General features: G+C 64.0%; 16 protein-coding genes. 6 read left to right on the forward strand and 10 right to left on the reverse strand.

Annotated elements, in window-relative coordinates:
* Positions 1 to 143: 143 nt before the first annotated feature.
* The 3 genes from mctP to ATB98_RS15065 all read right to left on the reverse strand — a co-directional run bounded on the left by mctP (position 144) and on the right by ATB98_RS15065 (position 4,428).
* The gene (gene mctP / locus ATB98_RS15060) at positions 144 to 1,655 is read right to left on the reverse strand and encodes a monocarboxylate uptake permease MctP (RefSeq protein WP_066875013.1); all 1,512 of its coding nucleotides are present in this window, start codon (positions 1,653 to 1,655) and stop codon (positions 144 to 146) included.
* Positions 1,645 to 1,818 (reverse strand): DUF3311 domain-containing protein, encoded by a 174-nt coding sequence (locus ATB98_RS28020; protein WP_153435568.1) that lies wholly within the window; start codon positions 1,816 to 1,818, stop codon positions 1,645 to 1,647. Before ATB98_RS28020 ends, mctP begins: the two co-directional genes overlap by 11 nt.
* Before the next feature lie 300 nt (positions 1,819 to 2,118).
* A complete protein-coding gene (locus ATB98_RS15065; protein WP_066875015.1) occupies positions 2,119 to 4,428 on the reverse strand; it encodes a DUF1217 domain-containing protein in 2,310 nt (769 codons plus the stop codon).
* 322 nt (positions 4,429 to 4,750) lie between these two features.
* On the opposite strand from ATB98_RS15065, the gene ATB98_RS15070 reads away from it, so the two are divergent.
* The gene (locus ATB98_RS15070) at positions 4,751 to 5,317 is read left to right on the forward strand and encodes a DUF6101 family protein (RefSeq protein ID WP_066875017.1); all 567 of its coding nucleotides are present in this window, start codon (positions 4,751 to 4,753) and stop codon (positions 5,315 to 5,317) included.
* 360 nt (positions 5,318 to 5,677) lie between these two features.
* Here ATB98_RS15070 and ubiA read toward each other — a convergent pair whose 3' ends face one another.
* Both ubiA and ATB98_RS15080 read right to left on the reverse strand, forming a co-directional pair.
* The gene (ubiA, locus tag ATB98_RS15075) at positions 5,678 to 6,637 is read right to left on the reverse strand and encodes a 4-hydroxybenzoate octaprenyltransferase (RefSeq protein ID WP_066875019.1); all 960 of its coding nucleotides are present in this window, start codon (positions 6,635 to 6,637) and stop codon (positions 5,678 to 5,680) included.
* Positions 6,638 to 6,695: 58 nt separating this feature from the next.
* On the reverse strand, positions 6,696 to 7,511 hold the full coding sequence (locus tag ATB98_RS15080; protein ID WP_066875021.1) for an AraC family transcriptional regulator: 816 nt from the start codon (positions 7,509 to 7,511) through the stop codon (positions 6,696 to 6,698).
* A 109-nt stretch (positions 7,512 to 7,620) separates the two neighbouring features.
* Here ATB98_RS15080 and ATB98_RS15085 point away from each other — a divergent pair, with 109 nt between their 5' ends.
* The 5 genes from ATB98_RS15085 (at position 7,621) to ATB98_RS15105 (ending at position 14,401) form a co-directional block, all read left to right on the forward strand.
* Positions 7,621 to 8,817 (forward strand): MFS transporter, encoded by a 1,197-nt coding sequence (locus tag ATB98_RS15085; RefSeq protein ID WP_066875024.1) that lies wholly within the window; start codon positions 7,621 to 7,623, stop codon positions 8,815 to 8,817.
* A gap of 150 nt (positions 8,818 to 8,967) precedes the next feature.
* Positions 8,968 to 10,008 carry a polyamine ABC transporter substrate-binding protein gene (locus ATB98_RS15090; protein WP_066875026.1) on the forward strand — a complete coding sequence of 347 codons (1,041 nt, stop codon included), beginning with the start codon at positions 8,968 to 8,970 and terminating at the stop codon, positions 10,006 to 10,008.
* Positions 10,005 to 12,380, forward strand: coding sequence for a putative bifunctional diguanylate cyclase/phosphodiesterase (locus ATB98_RS15095; protein ID WP_066875028.1), 2,376 nt, complete (start codon positions 10,005 to 10,007; stop codon positions 12,378 to 12,380). The genes ATB98_RS15090 and ATB98_RS15095 overlap by 4 nt, the downstream gene beginning before the upstream one ends.
* A gap of 124 nt (positions 12,381 to 12,504) precedes the next feature.
* Positions 12,505 to 13,776 carry a phosphoribosylamine--glycine ligase gene (gene purD / locus ATB98_RS15100; protein WP_066875030.1) on the forward strand — a complete coding sequence of 424 codons (1,272 nt, stop codon included), beginning with the start codon at positions 12,505 to 12,507 and terminating at the stop codon, positions 13,774 to 13,776.
* A gap of 121 nt (positions 13,777 to 13,897) precedes the next feature.
* Complete coding sequence (locus ATB98_RS15105) at positions 13,898 to 14,401, forward strand: plant virulence effector HPE1-like domain-containing protein (protein ID WP_066875031.1); 504 nt, start codon at positions 13,898 to 13,900, stop codon at positions 14,399 to 14,401.
* 115 nt (positions 14,402 to 14,516) lie between these two features.
* Here the strand turns inward: ATB98_RS15105 and ATB98_RS15110 are convergent, their stop codons facing one another.
* From ATB98_RS15110 to glyS, 5 genes are all read right to left on the reverse strand, one after another.
* Complete coding sequence (locus tag ATB98_RS15110; RefSeq protein ID WP_066875033.1) at positions 14,517 to 15,026, reverse strand: DUF523 domain-containing protein; 510 nt, start codon at positions 15,024 to 15,026, stop codon at positions 14,517 to 14,519.
* 49 nt (positions 15,027 to 15,075) lie between these two features.
* Positions 15,076 to 15,678 (reverse strand): LysE family translocator, encoded by a 603-nt coding sequence (locus ATB98_RS15115; protein ID WP_066875035.1) that lies wholly within the window; start codon positions 15,676 to 15,678, stop codon positions 15,076 to 15,078.
* 4 nt (positions 15,679 to 15,682) lie between these two features.
* Entirely contained in the window at positions 15,683 to 16,063 is a 381-nt protein-coding gene (locus ATB98_RS15120; RefSeq protein ID WP_066875038.1) for a cupin domain-containing protein, read from the reverse strand.
* A 241-nt stretch (positions 16,064 to 16,304) separates the two neighbouring features.
* On the reverse strand, positions 16,305 to 17,165 hold the full coding sequence (locus ATB98_RS15125; protein ID WP_084435479.1) for an AraC family transcriptional regulator: 861 nt from the start codon (positions 17,163 to 17,165) through the stop codon (positions 16,305 to 16,307).
* 65 nt (positions 17,166 to 17,230) lie between these two features.
* Positions 17,231 to 19,396 (reverse strand): glycine--tRNA ligase subunit beta, encoded by a 2,166-nt coding sequence (glyS, locus tag ATB98_RS15130; protein ID WP_066875040.1) that lies wholly within the window; start codon positions 19,394 to 19,396, stop codon positions 17,231 to 17,233.
* Positions 19,397 to 19,425 lie beyond the last annotated feature (29 nt).

The following is a 19,425-nucleotide window of genomic DNA, read 5'->3' on the forward strand; positions in this document are numbered from 1 at the left end:
TCGGATGACGCCGGCCGCATTCGGCCGGCGTCAGGTTTTGCCTGGAGCGGACTGCGCTCACATGCGTTCGCGCCACCGCTCTACCTGTTTGTTTTTGCCGCATTCGTGCGACGTCAGGTGATTCCACCTGACTGCAAAATGCTCTACTTGCCTGATTCGCCCTCTGCCGCGACAGCCAGCGGTCCCGGTGCCGTCGCCTTGGCGGATACGAACAGATTGACGACCACGGCGACCGCGACGTTGAGCGCCAGAGCCAGAAGGCCCGTATAGATCGAAACCGTCATGCCGTCGAAGGAAAGCGCGTGGAGCGGTTTCAGACCATCCGACCAGACGAGAACGGTGCCGCCGATGAAACCGGCTGCCCAGCCCCAAAGAAGCGCGGGAGCCCGGAACCAGCTCGTGTAAAGGCCGAAGACGAGCGCCGGCAGCGTCTGCAGGATCCACAGGCCGCCGAGGAGCTGCAGGTCCAGCGCAAACTGGGTCGGCAGCAAGAGGATCGCGAGAAGCGCCCCCACCTTGACCAGCATCGAAGTGATCTTGGCGACCTTCGCCTCTCCCGCCGGGGTGACATCGGGATTGACCCAGACTTTCCAGAAATTCCGGGTAAAGAGGTTCGCCGCGCCGATGCTCATGACCGCGGCCGGCACGAGAGCGCCGATGGCGATCGCCGCGAAGGCGAAGCCGGCGAACCAGCCCGGGAACAGGGTCTTGAACAGCGTCGGGACGACGTCGTTGTTGCTCTGTAACTGCAGCCCGGCGGCATGACCCATGTAGCCGAGAAGCGCGAGCAGGCCGAGGAGCAGCGTATAGGCCGGAAGCAGCACGGCGTTCTTGCGGATCGTATTGGCGCCGGCCGAGGCGAAGATGCCGGTCAGCGTGTGCGGATACATGAAGGCGGCAAGCGCCGAGCCGAGAGCCAGCGTCACATAGGGAACGAGCTGCGCCGAGTCGAGCAGGATCCCGCCCTTGCCTTTCGCCTCGAATGCGGCATCTGCCGCCGCGAACACTGCGCCGTAGCCGCCGAGCTTGGACGGAACGACGATGATCGCCGCCAGCACCACGATATAGATCATGATGTCCTTGACGAAGGCGATGAGCGCCGGCGCGCGAAGGCCCGACGAATAGGTGTAGAGCGCGAGCACCAGGAAGGCGAGGATGATCGGCATTTCGCCGGTCAGGCCCAGCGCCTTGATCGCCACCTCCATGCCGATCAGCTGCAAGGCGATATAGGGCATGGTGGCGATGACGCCGGTCGAAGCGACCGCGAGCTCGAGGGCGCGCGAACCATAGGAGCCGCGGACGACGTCGCCGGCGGTCACGTAACCCCGGCTTTTTGCCACCTTCCACAGAAGCGGCATCACGGCGAAGACCAGCGGGTAGACGATGATCGTATAGGGGAGCGCGAAGAAGCCGTAGGCGCCGATCGCATAGACCAGCGCCGGCACGGCGATGACCGTATAGGCGGTGTAGAAATCGCCGCCGACGAGGAACCAGGTGATCCAGGTGCCGAACTTGCGGCCGCCGAGACCCCATTCGTCCAGATGGTCCAGCGATTCCGGCCTGCGCCAGCGCGCCGCGACGAAGCCCATCACGGTGACGAGCAGGAAGAAGAACACGAAGACGGCGAGCGCCGGCATGTCGATGTTAGCCGTCATGACGCACGCTCCTGTAAACGAAATAGGTCAAGAGCGACGTCAGCGGCACCCAGGCGAGCTGGTACCAGTAGAAGAAGGGAAAGCCGAAGAGCTTCGGCTCCGCGAAATTATAGAATGGAACCCAGAGCAACCCGACATAGGGCGCCAGCAGCAGTAGTCGCATCACGCTTTCCTCCCGTAATGGCTGGACAGTTTGGCCGCGCCATCCTCGGCACGCCGCCCCGCATTAGCGTGTAGCGTCCTCTCACTCCCTCCCTACTTTCGCTCCGAAATCCCCTACTTTCGTTCATGCCACAGGACCTCCGGCCGCTCGACTTTGCCGCATTCGTGCGACGTCAGGCGACGCCGCCTGACCGCAAAATGCAAAAGCGGAATGCGCTCACATGCGTTCGCGCCGCCGCTCTATCTTTTTGGTTCTGACGCATTTGCGCGAGTCAGGCGATTCCACCCGACTGCAAAATGCTTAGCCGCCCATCCGCAGCTGCGACAGCTGGAAGAGCATGTCGGCACTGATGCCGATGCTGCTGCCGCTCGTCGAAAGCACCGTCACCGCCGGGTCGATCTCGGTGTTGTTCTCGAGGTCATAGAGCACGGCAAAGCGCGCCAGGAGCTTTTTCAGTTCGGCCGGATCGCTCAGTTTCTCGAGATCGAGATTTTTCTCGACGAACTTCGCCTGCTGATCGATATCCATCGAACTGAACTCGTCGGGCAGGCTGAAGATGGTGCGGAACACCTCGGCGAGAGCGTCGTCGGCGAGGAGATCATAGGCGTCGACGAGCGAGCCCGCCTGCCGCTCGAAATAGAGCGCGAGACGAACCCCCGCATTGTCCTCGCCCGCCTGTTCCTCCAGCGTCTGGTGGAGATATCGGTCGAGGGTCTCGTAAAGCCCGTGGCGCGTCGCGATCGCATCCCTGGCCTCCCGCAACAGCTTTCCTTCGCTGTCGAAATTGAAAGAGGTCACGAGCGAGATATAGGCCGCGGAATTTTCCTGCTGGTTGAGGAAGCTGTCCGGGTCGTCGAGGTCTGAGGTGAAGATGTCGCGAAGGAAATCAGCGGTCACGTCCTCGGGGTCGATGCCGTTCGCCTCGAGCGCGAAGCTCCAGAGACGCGAGTCCGCCAGCAATTCGTCAAGCGAGGAAAGCTTGGCAACCTCGGCGGTGTAATATTTGCTTTCCTCCTCGGCCTCGGTCTTGTCCTCCTCCGACCCAAAACGGGACTTGATGACGATGTAGCTCTTCGCCGTTTCCTGGATCTGTGTCTCGGATTGGGCGAGCGCCGGAGCGCCGATCTCACCCGTTGTCGTAAAGTTGAACAGTTGCGCGAGCTTCAGGTAGCGCTCGTCCTTCAGCGCGTAGACGAAGCTTTTCGGATCGTTGAGGTCGCTCGTCAGCACCCGCTTGATCGTGCGGACGCTTTCGGTCTCCGGATCGAGACCGACGGCCGCCAGGGCGAAATCGTAAATCCTGGCGCTTTTGACGAAATCATCGACGGAGGTCATGCTGGCGACGGCTGTCTTATAGGAACTGATCGCCTTCTCGTCCGCTTCGTCGTCCTCGTCGTTGTAACGCGTCATATAGCGACTGGAGGTGAGCGTCGTCTGCTCCGTCGTCTGGGCCGTGTCACCGGCGGCGAGCGTCCCGTCCTCCTGGAAGTTGAAGGCCTTGGCAAGCGCTATGTAGTTCTCGTCGCCCTTGCCGATCGTATTGACGTAGCTCGTCGGATCGTCCGGATCGCTCGTCAGGATGTTCTTGATGGTGGCGGTGACGACGGTGACGCCGTCGAGATTGAAGGCGGTCCTGATGTAGTCGTAGAGCCGCGTATCGGCGACGAGCTCGTCGACGGTCGCGATGGTGCCGATCGTCTCCTCGAAATAGGCCTTGTTCAGAAGCGCCGCCTGCGGCGTGACGCGGGCGTTGCTGTAGACGTAGCGCTCGTTGATCGCCTGCTTGTTCGCGGCCGTCTGTGCCGCGCCGGCGGTGGCCGTGCCATCGGCGCCGAAGTCGAAGGCCGCCGCGAGCTCGAGGTAGCTGTTGAGCGTGGCGAGGGATTTCTTGTAGGTCGCAATCTTGCTTTCGAGCTCGGCTTCCTCCGCCTCCGAGAGGCCGCCCGCATCGAGCTCGGCCTCCGCCTCGGCCTTGGCCGCTTCGATCTCGGAGATCTGCGGGCCGAGCACGGTATTCTCGTAGCTGTGCGCATCGGCGGAATTGCTGGACAGCACGCTGCGGATCGTCTGGCGGGAATAGGTGCTCTCGTCGACGCCGAAGGCGGTGAAGACATAGGCCCTCAGCCGATCATCGTTCAGAAGCTGATCGACGCCGGTGATCTTGTCGATCATGACGTTGTAATAACGGGTTTCCTCCTTCTGGGTCTCCGCGATGTTGAGGATGCTCGTGTTGTAGAGGCCGATGATCTCGTCGAGCTGCTCTTCCGTCTGCGACACGGCGACGCCGCCCGAAAAATTGAAGGCGGTTGCGAAATCGCGATAGCGCTCGTCCGTCAGCTTGTTGGCGAAGCTGTTGTCGTCGGAGAGGTCGCTTTCGAGGACCTTGCGCATGAAGGCGACCGAATCGGTCATGTCCTCGAGGCCATAGGCCTTCATTGCGTATGAGTAGAGACGGAAGTCGGCGAGAAACGCGTCGACCGAGGTCACATTGCCGATATTCTCTTTGTAGTACTGCGTGTCGCGGGCAACGATCGTCTGCTCCGACACGCGTTTCAGGCTCACCTTCATATCCCGCGCGATGAGATTGTAGTCGAGATATGTCGAAACCATGCGCCGCCCGCCAATAAGGATCGGGGACCGTCGGCATCCCGACATCCCCGCAATCAAGTCGATGAGCCCAAAAATGGTTGAGGAGGCTTGTGTGTGGCTTTTCGCCCGGCCGTCGCCGGCGCGAAAAATTGTCAGGTTTCCGTTGACGAAAGGGAAACCTTGTCGCCTCGGCTTTTGCTAACCATCGGACAACGCAAAGTTTTTTTAACCGCGAATTTTAAGTCGCCCGGAAGAGCGGCCGCCTATCCTGCCCGCCATAGAGGACGAAAAGTCCCGACACGAAGGCCGGATCCGGCTCTCAAGGAAAACAAGGGCGATTGAAATGCGCAACACACTCTCTCAACCGGCGTGGGTCGAAAACACCCTTAGGCTTGACCCGAAGCGTTTTCCGCAGCAAGCGACCTATGCCTTGCGCGGTTCCACGGGCAATGTCAGCATCAACTTGGACCACCGTGGCGCCGTGTTGCGCAAGGTGCTACCATCCAGCGGCCTGCCGCTGTCGATTGCCCTGCCGGCGCGAGCCTTCAGGGGCGTGGCGGCGCGGGCCATCGACCATGGCGACGGGGAGGTTACAGTGACGCTCGAACTTCATCACGACGATCCGGATCTCTGCATCCCGCTGCTCGTCGCGCATGACCTTTCCGACATCGCCGCCGACTGGCGCGCCTGGGCCGAGGCTTACCGCATCCCGATGCTGATGGTGGAAGCGGACGGTGTCGCGCGGCCGCTCGAAGAGCATCTCGGCGACCTGCGCACCGCACCGGCAAAGCCGCGCCGCCGTCACGCCTTCTTCGCGGAGCGCCGCCCGCGCTTCCTGGTGCGCCGCTCCACCGGCACCCTCGGCGTCCAGATGAAGATCGACGGGCGCGAGATCATCGCCCGGAGCTGATCGGCACAAGCATCCCCGATTTCGTCGATCCGCCGGCCGATCACCACGGCCGGCCATTTTATTCGGTGGCCGCGATCACAAGACGTTTCCAAGTCGCGAGAAAGTGTTACCGCCGAAACAAGGCCCTCGCCTCCTTCATGCCATAAGCGGTCCGTAGCCCGGACACAAATGAAGGAGACAATCCGATGCGCAAGTACCTGCTTGATGCCCTCGCCGCCCTCAGGGCTTTGTTCAAGACGCAGATCGCAGCCAAGCGCCGCAAGGCGGACGCCGAGACGAGCTGGGCGTAAGCGACTGCCTCATTCCTCAGGTCGAAATGCGATTTGAGGAATGATGCAGCCGTCGTGCTGGAGATGCGTTTCAGAGGAGGCGCACGAGAAGCGCCAGGACAAGCCCGGCAAACACGATCAGGCCGACGACACTGTTGAACTTGAAAAGCGCCAGGCATTGCAGCGGATCGTGGATGTTGAGCACCAGGATCTGGTAGGCGAGCATCACCGCCGCGACGACAAGCCCGACATAGGCGAAGAACCCGGCACCGGCCGCCACGAAGGCGAAAAACATCAGGATGACGGTGATCCCGTAGAGCCCGATCAGCCAGGGCTTCGGCTCGTCGCCGAAGCGACGCGCCGTCGAGCGGACGCCGATCAGCTCGTCATCGTCCCGATCCTGGTAGGCATAGATCGTATCGTAGCCGATCGTCCAGGCGATGGCGGCGGCGTAGAGGATGATCGCTGCCGGCGACAGGGTGCCGAATTCCGCCGACCAGCCCATGAGCGCGCCCCAGGAGAAGGCAAGGCCGAGGAAGAATTGCGGCCAATCGGTGAAGCGCTTGGCGAAGGGATAGACCGCCACCAGCGCCAGGGAGAGGATGCCGAGAAAGATCGAGAAGCCGTTGAACTGCAGCAGGATGACGAGGCCCGCAAACGCCTGCAGCACCATGAAGGCCTTGGCCTCGAAGCGGGTGACGCGACCGGACGGCAGCGGCCGCGAGCGGGTCCGCGCCACTTCCATGTCGATGTCGTGGTCGACGATATCGTTGTAGGTGCAGCCGGCGCCGCGCATGGCGATCGCCCCCGCGGTGAAGAGGAAGGCGTGGAACAGGAAGCGGCCGGCGGAGAAGCTGCCGCTCGCCGCGGCCGTTCCCGAGGCCAGCGCGGCCGACCAGAGGCACGGCCACAGCAACAATTGCCAGCCGATCGGCCGGTCCCAGCGGGCGAGCTGCGCATAGGGCCACAGCGCCCGCGGCAGCACGCGATAGACCCAGTTGTTGGACGGCGCGTCGTGGACGCGCCCGGAATCGGCTGAGGTTGTCTTCATCGCTTCTGTTTGGCCCCGCAAATCCGGTCGGTCAAGCGCCCGTGATCATCGTCGGCCTTCAAGCCGCCTGGGTGCGAAGATAGAGGCTCGGCGGCGCGCCGAGCATGCGCCGAAACATGGTGGTGAAGGCCGCGACATTCTCGTAGCCGGCATCGAGCGCCACGGTGGTGATCGGCTCGCCGTCGGCGATGCGCGGCAACGACGCGAAGATGCAGGCCTGCTGCCGCCAGGTGACGAAGCTGACGCCCGTCTCCTGTCGAAACAGCCGCGTGAAGGAGCGCCGGCTGATGCCCAGGCGCTCCGCCCACTCGTCGATATTCGCGGCCGCCGAGGGCGCCTTCAGAAACTGCCGGCAGAGCGCGGCGAGCTTGCGATCCCGCGGGAAAGGCAGGCCGAGCGGCCGCTCCGTCAGGCGCGGGATCTCCTCGAGCAGCAGATCCATGATCAGGCTTTCCCGCCGTTCAGACGACGTCGCGCATTCGACGCCGACGAGTTCGTCGATGAGGCTGGCGGCGAGCGGGCTGACCTCGAGAACGAGGGGCCGGCGTGCCTGACTTGCTGTGGGAGAGATATAGATCGAGTGCATCCGGACGTCGCTCACCATCTCGGCCGAATGCTCCATGCCGGCCGGAATGAGCAAGGCGTGGCCGGGCGGGATCATCCACCGCCCGTCCGGCGTGCGGACGAGCACGACGCCGGAGCGCGCCCACCACAGTTGCGTCCGGCTGTGGCTGTGAAGGGGCACGACCAGCCCGCTGCCGTAATCTTTCCCGATCGCCAGGACGGGCGCGTTCGCCTTCTCGATCCACTCCAGACTCCTGAAATGATCGTCGTCCGGCAGTTCCGGCACGTAGTTTCGGTCGGATTTCGCCATATGGCCCACTCACGAAAGAAGTCGACCAAAACACAAAAGCAGGCCAACCGCAAGCCCGTTAAGAGAGGGCCGAAACGGCTCCCGCGGCGAGCCCGGAAGGAGCATCCCCATGGCATCGGTCACGTCGGCAGGCAGCATGCATCCGGAAAAGACAGCCTTCTCCGTCATCCTGGCCGTCAGCTTCTGCCACATGCTGAACGACATCATGCAATCGCTGCTGACGGCGCTCTATCCGGTACTCAAGGCGAATTACGCCCTCGATTTCGTCCAGATCGGCCTCCTGACCTTCACCTTCCAGGTGACGGCATCGATGCTGCAGCCGGCGGTCGGCATCGTCACGGACCGCTGGGGGCTGCCCTATTCGCTGCCGGTCGCCATGCTTTCGACCTGCATGGGCCTCCTCCTTCTCGCCAGTGCCGATCATTTCGGGATGCTGCTTTTGGCGGCAAGCCTGATCGGCATCGGCTCGGCGATCTTCCATCCGGAGTCCTCGCGCGTGGCCCGGCTCGCTTCGGGCGGCCGCCACGGCCTTGCGCAGTCGCTGTTCCAGGTCGGCGGCAATGCCGGCAGCGCCATGGGGCCGCTGCTCGCCGCCTTCATCGTCATTCCGTTCGGCCAGGCCAGCCTCGGCTGGTTCTCGATCGTCGCGATCACCGGCTTCTTCGTGCTCTCCTGGGTCAGCACCTGGTATGTCCGGCACCGCCGTTCGACCATGAGCCGGCCGGTGCAGAGCCGCGCCCTGCCGCTGCCCAAGGCCCGCGTCCTGTGGACGATCGCGATCCTCGTCCTGCTGACGGCGACGAAGAACGTCTATCTCGCCAGCGTCTCCAGCTACTTCACCTTCTTCGTCATCGAAAAGTTCGGGACGACCGTGCAGCAGGCGCAACTGATGCTGTTCCTGTTCCTCGGCTCGGCCGCCGCCGGCGTGTTTCTCGGCGGTCCGATCGGCGACCGCTACGGCGCCCGCTTCGTCATCTGGCTGTCGATCCTCGGCGTCGTTCCGTTCGCACTGCTGCTGCCCTATGCGAACCTGTTCTGGACGGGCGTGCTCAGCATCATCATCGGTCTCGTCTTCTCATCGGCCCTCTCCGCGATCGTCGTCTTCGCGCAGGAGCTCGTCCCCGGCCGCGTCGGGCTCATCGCCGGCGTCTTCTTCGGCTTTGCCTTCGGCTTCGGCGGCATGGGCGCGGCGGTGCTCGGCATCTTCGCCGACAGCCACGGCATCGAGTTCGTCTACAGGATCTGCTCCTATCTGCCGCTGCTCGGCATCTTCACCGTCTTCCTGCCGAAAATACCGTCGCGCTAAAGCATTTTGCAGTCAGGTGAGATCACCTGACGACGCGCAAAGCGAACAGATGGGAGCGCACGCCGCCCTCGCTCGCGCCCCGCCCCGTAAGCATTCCTCAATTTTTGCTGGGTACGCTCGGCAGATGGGGACTTTCTGCGGGGGCAGAGAATGAGAAGACGCACGGCTCTATCCGTCTTCCTGGCAACATTGCTTTGCACAGCTGCAAGCCGCGCCGAGACGCTGAACCTCTTGATCTGGGAAGCCTATATCGACCAGGGTCTCATCGACCGCTGGACGCAGGAGACCGGGGTTTCGATCCGCCAGATCAATTTCGACAGCGACGACGCGCGCGATGAGGTCCTCGCCGATCCGGGCAACAATGTCGACCTCGTCGTCGTAGACGAGAACGGCGCCCATCTTTTCGGCAAGAACGGTGTTCTCCAGGCCGTCGACGAAGCCAATTTGCCGACGCTTTCGGACTACGCGCCAAAGTGGCGCGACCGATGCGCCGGATACGGCCTTCCCTATTTCACCGGGACGGTCGGCATCCTCTATCGCTCCGATGTGATCGCGCAGCCGCCGACATCCTGGCAGGACCTGATGCGTCCGGTATCATCGCTCGAGAAACACATCGCGATGTTCGACGATCACACCGAACTTTTCGTGCCGCCGCTGATGCTGCTTGGTGCCGCGATCAATGCCAGCGACACGGAGACCCTGAAGGCTGCCTTCGAACTGCTGAGGGCACAGGCGCCCGCAGTGCTCACCTATGACTATGTCATCACCGCCGTTCAGGACCAGGCGATCGGTCCCGAGATCCACATGGCGCTCGGCTACAGCGGCGATCAGCACGTCCTCAACGACAAGGTCGGCAAGCCGGGATTGTGGCGCTATTCGGTGCCTGAGGAAGGGACGCTTTCCTGGATCGACTGCGTTTCGGTTCTCGCGAGTTCGCCTCACAGGCAGAGGGCCCTGGAGTTCCTCGATTTCATTGGTTCCCCCGAGGGGGCCGCCGCCAATGCCGTGGCTTTGACGATGCCCACCACGAGCGACGCAGCGTTGAAGCTTCTGCCGGAGGCGATGCGCTCCGATCCGGAAATTTATCCGCCGGCTGCGGCGCTGGCGAAAAGCCAGTTCCAGCAGGAACTTTCAATCAGCTCGGTCCAGGCGCGTCGGCGCATCATCAGCACATTGGCGAATTTTCAGTGACTCTCGGCAAGCGCGCACTCTTCCTGATCTTCCCCGTCGTGCTTTTAGGCTATCTGCTCGCGGCGCTCTCGGTCTATATCGCCCAGGAGCGATCGATCCGCGCGTTGGAACAGGCGAAGCTGTCGCAACGGCTCGAGCACACCGCCGCGGTTTTCCAGAACGAGATCCAGCGCAGCAAGAGTTTCCTCAACGCTCTCCTCAACGGCAACGTCCTGCGCCAATTCGTGGCCGAAACCGACGAGCGCTACCGCATGACCGCGCTCGGCCAGCGCCTGCAGGAGAGCATCAAGTCGCTGTCCGAAGACCCGATTGCGTATATCTCCTTTGCCGTCCTCAACGCGCAAACGGAGCCCGAATACTATTTCGAGAACAGCTGGGACCCCTTTGCCGAGATCGACGGCCCCCAGCGCGATCTGGCGAGACGGTTGATCGCCGGCAAGCGGCTGAGCGATCTGACCTATCTCCAGCCCACCGGCGACCGGCCGCGGATCGTCTACTCGCTCTTCATCGACCCGGTCACCTTCGCCCGCCCCATGCCGAGCAACAAGGCCAACGCGTTGCTTATGCAGATAGCCGTGCTGCCGGACCGGTTCCTCGCCATGCAGGCAGCCCTGAAGAAGGAGTACGGGGCCGACATCGTGCTTCAGCCATGGCCGCTCGCCGTCACCGACGCTCTTTCCGCGAGCGTGCCGCTCGCGTCGCAGCTTTACGCGACGATCGTCGTCCCGGACGCCTATTTGAAAGAGCAGATGCTTCGCCGGATGGCGCTGCTCGCCCTCGGCGCTCTCGCCATGAGCCTTGTGTCCATTTTCCTGATCGTGCTCTTGATCCGGCGCTTCATCACCGGACCGATCGCGAGCCTGGACGCGGACGTCACGGCGGTGATGAACGGCGAGCGCGACGACATCCGGGACATGGACGAGGCGGGTGAGATCGGGCGTCTGACGCACAATATCCGCGAGCTTCACGGCCATTCGGCTCGTTCCCTGCGGCTCGTGCAGGAGAATTCGTGGACGGATACGCTGACCGGCATCAGCAACCGCGGACGCTTCAACACACTTGCGGCGGGCGCCGTCGAGGAAGCCATCGCTTCCGGCGAGAAGTGCAGCCTGTTGTTCTTCGACATCGACAATTTCAAATTCGTCAACGACAAGCACGGTCACAATGTCGGTGACGATCTCCTGAAGGCGCTTGCGGCCCGAGTCCGCCAGACCGTCGACGGCATCACCCGGAAAAGAGGGCGGCAGCCGGCGGTTCTCGCCCGCCTTTCCGGCGACGAATTTGCGGTTCTGGTGCGGTCGAGCGCGGGCGACGGCACCGTCCGCGAGATATGCAACGCGATTTTGGCCCTGTTTGACGGCGGCTTCGAAGTCGCCGGCAAGCGGTATCCGGTGACGGCGAGCATCGGCGTTGCCGTCTGCCCGGACGACGCCAGTACCGTCGCGGAACTGATCTCGAATGCCGACGCCGCCATGTACCAGGCGAAAAGCGCCGGCAAGAACCGTTCGGCGCGCTTCTCCCGCGCCCTCAACGACGAGCGGACCCGGCAGCGGCAGATCCAGGACGAATTGCGCTCACTCGATCCGGACGAGCAGTTTCACCTCGTCTATATGCCGATCGTCAATGCGCGCGGCGAGGTCACCGGCTGCGAGGCCCTGCTGCGCTGGAACTCGCCCCTCCTCGGCCCAGTGACGCCGGACGAATTCGTGCCGATCGCCGAGAGTTCCGGTCTCTTCACCAAGATCGACTGGTGGGTCATCGACAAGGCGATGTCGGACTGCCGTCAATTGAAGGGCCTGTTCGGGCCGGACACCGTGGTCGCGATCAACGTCTCTTCGGCCGAGCTGCATTCGCGATCGATCAGCGACTATTTTTCCGAATGCCTGGGACGCCACGGGCTCGAGCCGCAGTCGATCGACATCGAGCTCACCGAAACATTCGCGGTCAAGATCAGCGACGGGTTGCGCTGGAACATCGAGGAGTTGCGCCAGAAAGGCTTCCGGCTTTCGATCGACGATTTCGGCGCGGGCTACACTTCGGTGCAGCAGATCATCGACTATGCCGCCGACACCATCAAGCTCGACCGGGTCCTCGTCTCGAACCTGACGGCCTCCCATTCCCTGGCGGTGCTCAAGGCCGTCATCGCGCTCTGCCACGCGAAGGACATGGCCGTGGTCGGCGAAGGCGTCGACACGCCGGAGAAGCTTGCGATGCTGACCGCGGCCGGCTGCGACCGGTTCCAGGGCTATCTGATCAGCAAGCCGCTTGCCCTCGACGACCTCGCCATCTGGGCGCTCACGCGAACCGCACGCCCCTACGAGGGCTCGACCGCGGGCCTTGCGGATCGGCCGACGACCAAGCGCCAGGTCTGATGGCGGCCGCACGCAAGGCGCCGGACCGAACGCGAAATTTGCGTGCCCTGGCTGCTTTTTCCTTGACCTTCTGCCGCCTCACGTCCTAACCGCAGCCCAACAATTCCTGAAGGCGGGGGTGGCGATGAAGGTTCTTCTGATCGGATCGGGCGGGCGCGAGCATGCGCTAGCATGGAAGATCGCGGAGTCGCCGGAATTGACCGCGCTCTATGCCGCCCCCGGCAATCCGGGCATCGCCGAGGAAGCGGCGATAGTCGCGCTCGACACCGATAATCACGAGGCCGTCGTCGATTTCTGCCGCGGCCAAGCGATCGACTTCGTCGTCGTCGGCCCCGAGGCGCCGCTGGTCGCGGGGCTCGCCGACGTGCTTCGCGCGGCGGGCATTCCCGCCTTCGGCCCCTCGGCTGCGGCGGCCCGGCTCGAAGGCTCCAAGGGCTTCACCAAGGATCTCTGCGCCCGCTACGGGATCCCGACCGGCGCCTACAAGCGCTTCACCGAGGCGGAGGGCGCCAGGGCCTATGTCCGCGAACAGGGTGCCCCGATCGTCATCAAGGCGGACGGGCTTGCCGCCGGCAAGGGCGTGACGGTCGCGATGACCCTCGACGAGGCGCTTCAAGCGGTGGACGAGTGTTTCGCCGGTGCTTTCGGTTCCGCCGGTGCGGAGGTGGTCGTAGAGGCCTATCTCGACGGCGAGGAAGCAAGCTTCTTCTGCCTCTCGGACGGCAGGAGCGTGCTGCCGCTCGCCTCGGCGCAGGACCACAAGCGCGTCGGCGACGGTGACACGGGACCGAACACCGGCGGCATGGGCGCCTATTCGCCGGCACCGGTGATGACTGCCGAGATGGTCGAGCGGACGATGAAGGAGATCATCGAGCCGACGGTGCGCGGCATGGCCGAAAGCGGCCACCCTTTCACGGGAGTCTTCTTCGCCGGGCTGATGATCACCGCCAAGGGGCCGGAGCTCATCGAATACAATGTCCGTTTCGGTGACCCGGAATGCCAGGTGCTGATGATGCGGATGAAGAGCGACCTCTTGCCGCTGCTCTATGCCGCCGCCACCGGTACGCTCGAGGGCATGAAGGTCGAGTGGCGCGACGAAGCGGCGCTGACGGTGGTGATGGCCTCCCGCGGCTATCCCGGCGCCTACGAGAAGAACACGCCGATCGCAGCCCTGCCCGACGCATCCGCGACGACGAAGGTGTTCCATGCCGGCACGGCAATGAAGGACGGCGTCCTTGTCGCCTCCGGCGGCCGCGTGCTGAACGTCACCGCCATGGGAGAGACGGTCAGCGACGCCAAGGATGCAGCCTATGCGGCGCTGCAGGGCGTCGTCTGGGAGAACGGCTTCTATCGCCACGACATTGGCTGGCGAGCGGTCGCACGCGAAAGGGCCTGAGCACCGTTTGCCGCGCGGCTCTTCGGAAAAACGCCGCATCATTCAATTTTTACCAATTCTCCTGAGGGGACGGTAAGGGAGAACGCCTATTCTCGCCCTTGACGAAATCGAGGAGAGATAGATGCGTTCCCTGCTGCTCACCGCCGCGCTCCTATGTGCCGCCGGCCCGGCTGCCGCCTCTTCGATCGAGGAGATGGCGTCCGGCACGGTGGGCAGTGCCAGCGTCGCGACGATTTCCTGCGCGCGCTGCCCGACCCTGCAGCCGAAGACCAAGCCGTCCTATGTCGTTCCCGAACTCGCGCCGGGCACCGAGCGGGTGGAACTCAAGGAAGTTGACGGCGAATTGAAGTCGCTGCGCACCGAAGCCTGGCTCGGCGGGTCGCCGGTCGTCTTCGTCAACAAGGCATCGCAAGAGGCGATCGAGGCCGCGGCAAGGAACGCCGACCAACAGACGGTTGCGGATGTCTCGGCGGGCGCCGTCCCGGCCGACACGGTCGGCATCGACCGTTCTGCCAAGACCGCCGCGGTCGCGACGATCTCGCATGCAGACCCGGTTGCCGCCTCGATGGCGGCCGACAGTTCACGAAAATTTGATCCGGCAGGTTTCGATCTTCGCCTAGATTGAGCCCATATTAGTAAACGTTCCCTGCCCCAGTCAGCCTGTCCCTGTGTTCAAGGCTGGCGGGCATTCGCTGCAATGGCGAGAGGTTGCGCCCCTGAGAGAAGCAGGGGCGTAATCTTTAGGTGGGTGCCTTTGCCGCCTCACCGTCAACGCTCGCGACCAAGGCCTCTATCTCGCGCTCGGAATAGACCGCGATGCCATTGGCCCTGAGCAGCGCCGCCGTGGCGCCCTCCCCCGCAACGCGCGTGCCGGTGAAGCGACCGTCATAGATGAAGCCGGAGCCGCAGGACGGGCTGCCGTCGATCAACAAGGCAAATCGGCAATTCGTCTCGCGGGCAAGCGCAAGGGCGTTTTCGGCGGCATGGCGAAATTCCGCCGTGACGTCGCCGCCGGTCTTTTCCAGGACACGGGCCTTACCGGCCAGCACGTCGGCACCCGTGCCGCCGCCCTCGATCTCCGCCGGCGGGCGCGGTACCGGCATGCCGGCCGACATCTCCGGACAGATGGCGACGAGGCGGCCTTCCTGGCGCCAGCGATCGATCGCCGGGTGGCGCAGCGGCTTGGCGGCGCCGTCGTAGCGCACCGCATGGCCCATGAGGCAGGCACTGACGAGAATCCTGGCGGTCATGGCGTCCTCCATAGCCGCGGGCGCCGCGACCACGCAAGGGGCGAGGAGGCTATGCGAGGGCCGAGAGAGCAACGGAGGCCAGCAAAAGGACCGCAAAGATCAGGTTGGCGACACGCGCCTTGGTCGGATCGCCGAGGATGGTGGCAATCGCAGCGCCGAAGGCGAGCCAGGTCGTATTCACAGCGATCGCCACCGCCGACAGAATCAGGACTCTGGCAACCGCGGCCCGGGTATCCTGATCGGCCTCGATCAGGCTGCCCGCATAGACGGCGCCAATCGCCGCATAGGCCTTCGGATTGGCGATCGCCAAGATGAAGCCGCCAAGGAACGAGGGAACATGCGATCCCCGTTCGTCAGCCGAAACCGGCGGTGCCGTTGCTATGTGCCATGCCAAGTAGAGCATGTAGACGCCGGCGAGTACCATGGCCGCCGACTTCATCCCGGGTATGCCAAGGAGTACCGCGGTCACGCCCGTGGCGATCAGCAGCACGACGGCGATGGTGCCGATATTGACGCCGGCGGCGTAGCCGAGACTGCGCGCGACGCCATGGGCGGCCCCCATGCCGGCAAGGCTGAGCGTCGCCGGTCCAGGACTGCCCATCAGCGGCAAGGCAGCAAGGACGAAAAGCGCGAGATCGCCGGCGATCGCCATCTCATCATATCCAGATGTCTTGCCGGGCGGTCCGTTCGCCGCCCGCATGGCCGGTGTTCAAGGTGCCGCGCGGCTCGATCAGCAGCATCTTCACTTCGTCCGCCGCATAGGGCTTGTGCTCGACGCCTTTCGGCACGACGTACATTTCGCCGGGGCCGAGCGTCACAGATCCATCGCGAAAATCGATCCGAAGCGTACCGTCGAGCACGATGAAGGCCTCGTCCGTCTCGGGGTGATCGTGCCAGATGAAATCGCCTTCGATGCGCACGATCTTGAACTGATAGTCGTTGAGCTCGGCAATCACGCGCGGCTGCCATTGATCGGCAAACTGCGCCAGCTTGTCGGCAAAATTGATCGGTGCGTAGCTCCGCCTGGACGTGTCCATCGCCGTTTCCTCCAGTCATTTTGGGCCGAGATTAATGCGGCTGCGGCGATCGTTCTTGAATGATCGTGCAGCGCTCCTGTTGAGGAGGAATGGCTGAAAGGCCGTTTAGCAAAGCGCCGTATCTCGCCCCTGACCCTAACCCTCTCCCCGCATGCGGGGAGCGGGGAATGGCGCCGGCGCGGCATCGCCCCTTCGCCCCGCCTGCGGCGAGAAGGTGCCGGTAGGCGGGAGGGGCGGCCGACTACTCGGGGCTGCCGGCCATTCGCAGCCATCGTCCGGGCGAGATACCAAAGGCCTTCTTGAAGTGCCGGCTCATATGCGCCTGGTCGGCAAAGCCGGCATCGAACGCAGCTTCCGCAGCCGGCACGCCTCGCCTGAGTTCGGTCTTCACCGCCTCAAGGCGCCGCTGCACCAGATAGCGATAGGGGCTCGTCCCGAACAAGCGGCGAAAGTCACGGCTGAGGCCCCAGCGATCCCGGCCGCTGATCGCCTCGAGGCGTTCCAGCGTAACCGTGCCTTCGGGCAGATCATGCAGATAGAGGCGCGCGCGTTCGGCAGCGCGATAGTCGAGCGGCCCTCCCGCTTTCGCCGGCCCACCGGCCGCGGCTTCCAACGCGTGGGCAAGTTCGAAGAGGCCGTCCTCGAACTCCAAGGAATCGATTCGGGCATCCGTCGCGGGCAAGAGAGCATGGACCGCGGCGAACAGACGAGGGTCCGATGAAATCCCGCCCTTGATATACGGCAGCGGCCGGCCGCCGAGGACGCCCTGGATAGCGGCCGGCTCGATATAGATCATCCGGTAGCGAAACCCCTCCTCGGCGCCGGCCTGCCCGTCATGCAGCTCGTCCGGGTGCAGCACCATTGTGGTGCCGGGAAGGCTCGTACGCTCGGCGCCGCGATACCGGAAACTCTGAACGCCCGAAAGTGTCTGGCCGACGGCATAGGTATCGTGACGATGCGGCTCATAGGCCCGGCCGGCAAAGAAGGCTTCGATTCGCTCGAACGGGATCGCGTCCTCGGCAAGGGCGATCCAATCGCCGCGCCGCTCGAGGCCCGGAGGTTTGATGACACCTGCACCTGCGCTCGGATGATCGCTCGTCATGCGCCAGAGATAGGATGGAGCCTGTCGGTTGTCGACAGGCTCCCAGCGAAAGTGTCCGGCAAACTCTAACCGGAGATCTTCGAAAAGTCCGCAACCTCGCCCGTCGCCGAACGGATCAGTCCCAAGAGTGCCAAGCGGTTGGCGCGGATCGCCGTGTCCTCGTCATTGACGAGCACGTCATTGAAGAACACGTCGACCGGCTCGCGCAATTTTGACAGCGCTTCCATGGCCGAGCGGAAATCCTCCTTGACGATTGCCTCGCGCGCGTCGTCGGAGGCGACCTTGATGGAGGCGTGCAGGGTGCGCTCGGCATCGAGGCTGAAAAGCTTCTCGTTGACCGTCGCGGCGACCTCCGTGCCTTTCTTCTCCTCGGCGGCGAGGATCTGCGTCGCACGCTTGGTACCGGCGAGCAGGTCCCTGCCCTCTTCCGCGGTGATGAAGGCCGTCAGCGCCTCGACACGGCGGGCGATCATCAACAGGTCGTCGGCCTGTGGCGTCAGCACGGCGTCGATGAGGTCGTAGCGGGCGCCGAGATCGCGCAGATAGACCTTCAGGCGGTCATGGAGAAAGGCCAGGAGATCGGCGGAAATGTCGCCTGCGAGGCCCTCCCGCTGGGCCTTGAGGCCCGCCAGGGCGGCATCGAAACAGGGCAGCAGCGGCAGCCGCGCCCGGCCTTCGAGGATGAGCCGGATGACGCCGAGTGCGGCGCGGCGCAAGGCGTAGGGGTCCTTTGAGCCGGTCGGCTTCTCGTCGATCGCCCAGAAGCCGACGAGCGTGTCGAGCTTGTCGGCAAGCGCCACGGTCGCCGAGACGGGATCGGTCGGAACGCGGTCGGAAGGGCCCTGGGGCTTGTAGTGATCTTCGATCGCATTGGCGACGGCCGCAGTCTCGCCCTGCAGGACCGCATATTTGTGCCCCATGATGCCCTGCAGCTCGGGAAACTCGCCAACGGCCTCGGTGCGCAGATCCGCCTTGGCGAGGACGGCCGCGCGGTCGACCAGTGCCGGATCGGCGCCGGTGACCTCGGCGAGTGCGGCGGCGAGCGAACGGATGCGGGCGACGCGCTCTCCCTGGGTGCCGAGTTTGGCATGGAAGGTGACGTTCAGCGCGTCGAGCTTGGCCATGCGCTGGTCCAGCGGCTTTTTCAGATCGAGACCGAACTTTGCCGCCGACGCCTCCAGCGTTTCGAGGTCCGGCAGGTCGCCCTGGTCGCGCTTCCAGAAGTGCGCCGCGTCCGAGAGGCGCGCACGCACGACCTTGCCGTTGCCGTGCACGATCTCGTTGCCGCCGTCCTTGGCCTCGATATTCGACACGAGGATGAACCTGTTCGACAGCGTTTCGGCGCCCGGCGCGCGGGTGACGAAGCATTTCTGGTTGGTCTTGATCGTCAGCCGGATGATTTCGGAGGGGATTTCGAGATAGCCTTCCTCGAAGCTTCCCATCAGCACCCGCGGCCATTCGATGAGACCCGCGACTTCCTCGAGCAGGCCCTCGTCCTCGACCAGTTCAAGGCCGTTGGCGAAGGCGATGTTGTGGGCGTCGGCGGAGATGATCTGCTTGCGGCGCTCGGCATCGATCACGACCTTCGCCTTTTCGAGCTTCTCGGCATAGTCGGCGAACCGCCGCACGGTGATCGCCTCCGGCGCATGGAAGCGGTGGCCGTAGGTGACGTTCCCGGCGACGATGCCGTCGACCGCGAAGGGGATCACCCTGGTTTCGTCGTGGTCCGAACCGAAGGTGCAGACGATCGACTGCAGCGGCCGCACCCAGCGCAGGCTGCCCGGCCTGGCCGAAGCGGCGCCCGACCGCATGGACTTCGGCCAGGGGAAATCGCGGATGATCGCCGGCATCACGTCGGCGATGATGTCCTCGGCCGCGCGGCCCGGCTTGACGATGTGGGCGACGTAGAAGTCACCCTTCTTCGGGTCGGTGTGGACGTGCGCCTCGCTGATCGAGGAGAGGCCGGCCGCGCGCAGGAAGCCCTCGATCGCCTTTTCATTCGCGTCGGTGCGCGGGCCCTTGCGCTCCTCGCGGACATCGGCGGAGCGAGCGGTGAGGCCGCGGATATCGAGCGTCAGCCGGCGGGGCGTCCAGTATTCGCGCGCCCCCTCGTAGGTCAGGCCCGCCTCGACCAGGGCGTCCATGACGAGCTTCTTCAGGTCGCCGGCCGCCTTGCGCTGCATGCGGGCGGGAATTTCTTCGGAGCGCAGTTCGATAAGAAGATCTGGCATGAATTCGAGACTTTGTTCTGTTCCGGACG

This window comes from Sinorhizobium saheli (genome assembly GCF_001651875.1).
Classification (GTDB): Bacteria; Pseudomonadota; Alphaproteobacteria; order Rhizobiales; family Rhizobiaceae; genus Sinorhizobium; species Sinorhizobium saheli.